The sequence below is a fragment of the Oleiphilus sp. HI0128 genome (genome assembly GCF_001635365.1).
Map to the genome: position 1 here is coordinate 1 of NZ_LWGG01000885.1, position 877 is coordinate 877.

An 877-nucleotide genomic window follows, 5' to 3' on the forward strand; every position below is an offset into this window, starting at 1 on the left:
AACCCTGCGCGAAAAGAAAGGTTTACAGGATGCTGCTCAAGAATCTTAAGTTGCTCTGACTTTCCTATATAGCCAAGACCAGTACCGTACCATAAAGAAAGCTTTGTTTGTTCAAAAAAATTGCGCCTTTTGAACCACTCAGGGTTCTGCTGGGTGATGCTAAAATTTATGTCGAAGGCTTCACTGCCTGTTTGATTCGTGTAGTTGCCAGTGGGAATTTTAAGTGTAGCGTTGTATTGAGTATCGGAGATTTCTTTCATTTTCCATGCGAATGAAACCTCGGTGTCACCCCATGAAGACGCTTCCCGCTGAAAAGATAATACCTGCTGATTTTCAGAATAGAGTGTCCAGTTGAACCTATCGTGTTGCTTATCGGAGCGGCCATTTTGTGGAAGTGCTAATGCATCATGGAAGTGGAAAATAAATCGATCACCTAAACCGCCGCCATGTTTTATCCAGGACGCGTCTACCAGAATGCGAAGCTGTTGAGAATATTGGTATGAAACTGTGTTTCTAAATCTCCAGGTTTCTCCGTCTATGCGAAAATAGTCGCCATTTTTATCTGTAGTGCTGATGTAATTGGTGAGCGAAGCGTCTGATTGTAAATGAATCGATCCGATTTGCTCATTTGGGTAAAAGCTAGCTCTTGGGAGAGAGAAAAGCATAGCAATAGGGCTGTTGTTTCGAGCGTCTATTGTCTCGCTATTATAGGTTTGTGCAGCTTGTAATTGAGAGCTAAAAAGCACGATGTAGCAAAGGGTAGTAAGTATAGAGCGCATTAGCTTATGAAAATTAGTTAAATTAGAGTTCTAGGCTACCACGGTAAGCAATTTGCCACGAATTACCTTTGATTAAGAATTCTCGTTTTACATTTGCC

At 41.5% G+C, this 877-nt stretch carries 1 protein-coding gene; it reads right to left on the reverse strand.

Features of this window, described 5'->3' with window-relative positions; genetic code table 11:
• Positions 1-779 (reverse strand): DUF3187 family protein (locus A3763_RS14130; protein ID WP_156495098.1); only part of this gene is annotated, 779 nt, incomplete at its 3' end.
• Positions 780-877: the final 98 nt, after the last annotated feature.